Origin of the sequence: Kribbella sp. (assembly GCF_035655035.1) — a bacterium.
GTDB lineage: Bacteria > Actinomycetota > Actinomycetes > Propionibacteriales > Kribbellaceae > Kribbella.
The window spans coordinates 1-5,219 of the sequence record NZ_DASRVN010000071.1; the positions used below are offsets into that span (position 1 = coordinate 1).

5 protein-coding genes are annotated in these 5,219 nt (G+C 71.5%); 1 reads left to right on the forward strand and 4 read right to left on the reverse strand.

Annotation, left to right across the window (positions count from 1 at the left end; translation table 11 throughout):
* Positions 1 to 33: 33 nt before the first annotated feature.
* The gene (locus tag VFF46_RS04500; protein WP_325035734.1) at positions 34 to 906 is read right to left on the reverse strand and encodes a serine hydrolase; all 873 of its coding nucleotides are present in this window, start codon (positions 904 to 906) and stop codon (positions 34 to 36) included.
* Complete coding sequence (locus VFF46_RS04505; protein WP_325035735.1) at positions 903 to 1,775, reverse strand: LysR family transcriptional regulator; 873 nt, start codon at positions 1,773 to 1,775, stop codon at positions 903 to 905. The genes VFF46_RS04500 and VFF46_RS04505 overlap by 4 nt, the downstream gene beginning before the upstream one ends.
* A gap of 114 nt (positions 1,776 to 1,889) precedes the next feature.
* On the opposite strand from VFF46_RS04505, the gene VFF46_RS04510 reads away from it, so the two are divergent.
* Positions 1,890 to 2,795 carry an MBL fold metallo-hydrolase gene (locus VFF46_RS04510; RefSeq protein ID WP_325035736.1) on the forward strand — a complete coding sequence of 302 codons (906 nt, stop codon included), beginning with the start codon at positions 1,890 to 1,892 and terminating at the stop codon, positions 2,793 to 2,795.
* Here the strand turns inward: VFF46_RS04510 and VFF46_RS04515 are convergent.
* The gene (locus VFF46_RS04515; RefSeq protein ID WP_325035738.1) at positions 2,785 to 3,528 is read right to left on the reverse strand and encodes a GNAT family N-acetyltransferase; all 744 of its coding nucleotides are present in this window, start codon (positions 3,526 to 3,528) and stop codon (positions 2,785 to 2,787) included. The genes VFF46_RS04510 and VFF46_RS04515 overlap by 11 nt on opposite strands.
* A 52-nt stretch (positions 3,529 to 3,580) precedes the next feature.
* On the reverse strand, positions 3,581 to 4,969 hold the full coding sequence (locus VFF46_RS04520; protein WP_325035739.1) for a PLP-dependent aminotransferase family protein: 1,389 nt from the start codon (positions 4,967 to 4,969) through the stop codon (positions 3,581 to 3,583).
* Between the last annotated feature and the right edge of the window lie 250 nt (positions 4,970 to 5,219).

Consider the following 5,219-nt stretch of genomic DNA (forward strand, 5'->3'; position numbering starts at 1 on the left):
GGCGTATACGTACTGTCGAGCCGGCGGGAGTCGTCAGCGGAGGAGGTCGACGGCCAGGCGGGCGGCTTGGCCGATGGCGGTGTCGACGCGGGGTTGGCGGACGTCGCCGCGGGCCGCGAGGGTGAAGACGGCGAGCGCGTACGCCGAGCCGCCGGGCAGGGTGATCACGCCGACCTCGTGGCGGAGGGCGCCGAACGTGCCGGTCTTGCCCGCGACGCGGACGCCGTCGTGCGGGAAGCCGGACGCCAACCGGTGCAGGAAGATCTGGCGGTGCATGGTTGCCTTCACGAAGTCGGTCTGCTCGGGCGACAGCAACTCCCCCGCCCACAACCGGCGGAGCAGCAACGTCATGTCTCGCGCAGTACTTGCCGAGCCGTTCGCTGCCTCGTAGACGCCGGCTGGGTCGGTCCGGTCGTTGTCCGCGAGTACGGCGAGGGCCGCGTCGGGGTCGCTGGTTCCGGTACGGCGCTGCAGGTCGCGGAGGTTGCCCGCGGTTCCACGGCGTACCCAGGTCCGTTGCAGGCCGAAGTCCGTGAGCATGCCGGCCAGGCGGCGCAGGCCGACCAGGTCCAGCAGGGCATCCGCGGAGGCGTTGTCGGAGACCGTCATCATCGACAGCGCGAGGTCGCGGAGGGAGGCGGTGACCGGGTCCGCGAAGAGTGACAGGCCGGTCGGGCCCGCGGTCTTCGTCGCCGGGTCCAGCGTGAGTTGCTGGCGCGGGTCGAGTTCGCCGAGGTCGACCAGGCGGCAGAAGCCCGCCAGGAGCGGGAGTTTGTAGACCGAGGCCAGCGGTACGATCCCGTCCGCGTCGACCTCGACCGTGGCGTCCGGGTCGTCCAGCGCGACGGCGTGCAGCCAGCCGCGAACGCCGGCGTCGTCGAACACTCCCCTGATCCGGGCGTTCACGAGGCGAGGGCTTCCGTGAGGTGCGCCATCACGTCGTTCGGGCGGAGGAACGGCGTACGGGTCCGGGACCACACGAGCCGCAGGCGCAACGGCAGCGGGTCGCCGGCCAGCCGGTACCGCGCCACGCCGGGCGCGCTCAAGGACGGATCCGCCGTCACCACCACCGCCTGCCCCGCCGCCACCATCGCCAGCCCGGCCCGCTCGTCCGTCACCACAACGGTCCCACCGTCCGGCCGATGCAACGCCAACGTATCCAGAAACAAATCCCGCGCCGCCGGCGCCTCCACCCGCGACCGCACCGCCACCGGCAACCCCTTCAACTCCCGCAACGCGACCACGTCTCCACCCGCCACCGTGTCCGGGACCAGCACCCAGGTGGGGAGGAGGGTTACGGGGCCTGCGTCGAGGCCGTCGAGGACGGTGGGGTGTTGTACGGCGGCGAGCGTCAGGCGGCCGGTGGTGACCTGGTTGACCAGTGCGGTTGTCGGGGCGCTCACCACCGTGACACGGCTGCCGGGGATCACCGCGGCGCAGGCGGCGGCGAGGGCGGCGCCGGAGGCGGGTGGGACCTCCGGGGTCAGGCCGAGGCGGATCTCGGGGCCTTCGGGGTCGCGGGCGACGGCGGCCTGGTGGAGGTCTTCCAGGGAGGAGAGGGCGCGCCGGGCGTACGGCAGCAGGGCCGCGCCCGCGGGGGTGAGTTCCACCCGGCCGGCGCCGCGTTCGAAGAGCTTGGCGCCGACCAGGGACTCGAGGCGGCGAAGGCCCTGGGACAGCGGCGGCTGGGTGATGCCGACGACCCGGGCCGCGTCGCCGAAGTGCTGCTCCTCGGCGAGCGCCACGAAAATCTGCAGATGCCGTTCAGTCAGCATCAGGACCCTGCTGACCTGCGGTGATATCTCCAGACAATCGCGGCATGCCCAAGAGCATATTCGACAGCCGCGCTCTCCTCGCCTTGACTGCAGACCCAGACGAGAGGAGACACCATGCGGGTGAGTCGGAGAGGGATGCTGACAGGCGCGGCAGCTGTCGGAGCGGCCGGTGTGATCGGCTTCGAAGGGCAGGCCACAGCTGAGGTCGAACGGGAGCCTGTGGAGCTGACCTGGTTCGGGACGCATGCGTGGGAGATCCGGTGCGGGAAGTCCGTCGTACTGACGGACCCGTGGTTGACGCGGTTCAAGACCGGGACCTTCACCCCCGAGGGCGCCGATCCGAAGACCAAGCTGGTGATCGACCCGAAGGTGGTCGACAAGCACGTGAGTACGGCGGACGTGATCCTCGTGCACCACGGGCACTACGATCACCTGGCCGACGTGCCGTACGTCGGGAAGCGGACCCAGGCGACCGTGCTCTGCACCGAGACCCACGCGAACCTGCTGCGCGCGATGAAGACCCCGGACGACCTGCTCTCACCGGTCCGCGGCGGCGAGTACCTCCCGTTCGACGGGTTCGCGATCGAGGTGTTCCCGTCGCTGCACTCCTGCGGCGGCAAGCGGCACACGTACGCGTACCCGGGCTACCGGTACGCCGTCCCGCTGCGCCCGCGGGTGATCGAGGACCTGGTCGAGGGCGGCACGCTGGCGTTCGTGATCACGATCGGCGGCCTGCGGATCCTCAGCCTGAGTACGGCGAACTTCGACCCGAACGCGCTGCGCGACCTCCAGGTGGACGTCGTCCTCGCGGCCCCCGGCGGCGAACCCGGCATCACCGACCGGCTGCTGCGGACGATCAAGCCGGTCCGCAAGGTGATCGCGACGCACTGGGACGACTTCGACAAGCCGCTCGACGAACCCGGCGTCCCGTGGACCGACCTGACCCCGTTGCGTACGTCGGTGCAGAAGACCGGGGCCGAGTTCGTCGTCCTCGATCACCTGCAGAAAGTCACGCTTTGACCCGGTAGTGGTACCGCGAGACAGTCCGGAACCCGAGCCGGTCATACAGAGCGCGTGCCGGCGCGTTGCTCTCGACGACCTGCAGCCAGACCCGGCCCACTCCCAAGGTGCTTGCCTGACGCAACAACCCGTGGATCACCGCCTGCGCCAGCCCTTGCCGCCGGTGCCGCGGGTCGACGGCAAGGCAGTACAGCCCAGCCCAGTCGTCGACCAGCGCGAGCCGGCCGATCGCCTTCACCGGCTCGCCGGACGGGATCACGGCGTACAGCGCCCGGGCCCGGTTCAGGATCTGCCGCGCGGCGGCCTGCGCGGCGGATCCGCCGCGGCCGTCGACGGCCCACCAGAAGTCCATCCAGGCGTCGTCGGGGGCCGCGGATATATTCACCGGCGCATCGGGCTCGCCGAGGTTCGCGAGGACGTCGGAAACCTCGGCGCCCATCACCAGCGTCGGGTTCCGGACCTCGTACCCGCGGGCCGCGAGCCGGTCGTCCAGGTCACCGGGCTGGGCCGCCGGACCGACCTGGAAGGACGGCGCGATGTCGTGCGCGGCGTACAGGTTCTCCACGTAATCCAACGCTTTCCCGAGGTCGAACGGTGCGGCCTTGGGCAGCACGGAGTTCGCGCGCAGGGTGACGCCGGCGTTGCGGCGGACCACCCAGCCGTCCAGTTCGGTGCTGTCGGCGGCGGGCCAGCCCCGGTTCATCAGGGTGTCGATACGAGCTGCGGCGATCACTCCACCAAGCCTAGAACCGGCCGGATCGAATTGCAATCGAATGGATAACTATTCACAGTGCCCGGATCGCGTCCGCGAGCAGGTCGATGCCCTCGGCAACCTCCGCGCGGCTGAGGGATCCGTACCCGAACACCAGCCCCGCCGGCCCCTCGCCCAGCCAGTACGGCGCGAGCCCGTACACCCCGAGCCCGCGCTGCAGCGCCGCCTCCTGGAGCGCCTCCTCGGCGATCCCCGGCGGCAGCCAGGTCATCACGTGCAGCCCGGCCGACACCCCGACCGGCTCCAGCTCCGGAACCCGCGCCGCGAGCCGCTCGACCAGCGTGTCCCGCAGCTCCCGGTACCGCGGCCGCATCCGCCGCAGGTGCCGATCGAATTCGCCGCGCGCCACGAAGTCCGCGAACGCCAGCTGGTCGAGCACCGGCGATCCCCGGTCGTCCATCAGCTTCGCCTGTTTCATTGGCTCCACCAACCAGGACGGCAGGATCAGCCACCCGAGCCGCAGCCCCGGCGCGAGCGTCTTCGAAGCGGTCCCGGCGTACGCCACCCGGTCCGGCGCCAGTCCCTGCAGCGCACCGATCGGTTCCCGGTCGTACCGGTACTCCGCGTCGTAGTCGTCCTCGATCACCAGCCGGTCGCCGCGACCGGCCCACGCCACGAGCGCCGCCCGGGTCTCCGCCGACGCCACCGCCCCGGTCGGGAACTGGTGCGCCGCGGTCACCAGCACCGCGTCCGCCCCGGACCGCTCCAGCGCCGCGACGTCGATCCCGGATGCCGACACCGGTACGCCGACGGTCTCCAGGCCGGCCGTCGTCGCGACCTCGCGCAGGTCGTTGTCGGATGGATCCTCGACCGCGAGCCGCCGCAGCCCGCCCGCCGCCAGCACCTGCACCAACAGCCGCGACCCCTGCGCGAAACCGTTGCAGATCATCATGCTGTCCGGACGGGCCGCCGTACCGCGCACCCGGTTCAGGTAGTCGGACAGCGCCGTCCGGAGCTCGATCGTGCCGCGGCCGTCGATGTAGGCGAGGCTGCGGTTCGGCGTCTCGTTCAGTACCCGGCGGACCGACCGGAGCCAGGCGGCGCGCGGGAACTGGGACACGTCCGGGCGGCTGTACCGGAAGTCGATTCGCGGCGGGCCCGCCCCGGGCTTGGCGGCGGCCGACGGCGAGACCACGGCGATGTCCGCGACCAGCGTGTAGCCGCCGCCCCGGCTGACCAGGTACCCCTCGGCGACGAGCTGCTGGTACGCCTCGACGACCACGCCGCGGGACACCCCGAGGTCCTGCGCGAGCGCGCGCGTGGAAGGCATCACGGTCTCGGCGCGCAGCAGCCCGGCGCGGATCCTGGTCCGGATCGCGCTCTCGAGCTGCTGGTGCAGCGGTACGCCGTTGTCCCGGCGCAGCTCGACCAGGAGTTCGCCGGCCCCGGAACTGGTCCTCATTCGGCTCACAGAACTGGACCTTATCGGCGTACCGCTGCGCTGTCAGGGTGGTGGACACCACCGATTCACCAGGGGAGATGAGAGCGATGACCGAGATGCTGCGCAGCGGGGACGCCGGGTACGACGAGGCGCGGACCGTGTGGAACGCGATGATCGACCGGCGGCCGGCGGTCGTCGCGCGCTGCTCGACCACCGCCGAGGTGGCCGAAGCGGTCCGGTACGGCCGGGCCCAGGGCCTGGAGATCGCGGT

Bases quoted from the DNA above. Each gene is read 5' to 3' on its own strand.
- VFF46_RS04505 (WP_325035735.1), bottom strand. From the start codon at position 1,775: ATGCTGACTGAACGGCATCTGCAGATTTTCGTGGCGCTCGCCGAGGAG.
- VFF46_RS04510 (WP_325035736.1), top strand. From the start codon at position 1,890: ATGCGGGTGAGTCGGAGAGGGATGCTGACAGGCGCGGCAGCTGTCGGA.
- VFF46_RS04520 (WP_325035739.1), bottom strand. From the start codon at position 4,969: ATGAGGACCAGTTCCGGGGCCGGCGAACTCCTGGTCGAGCTGCGCCGG.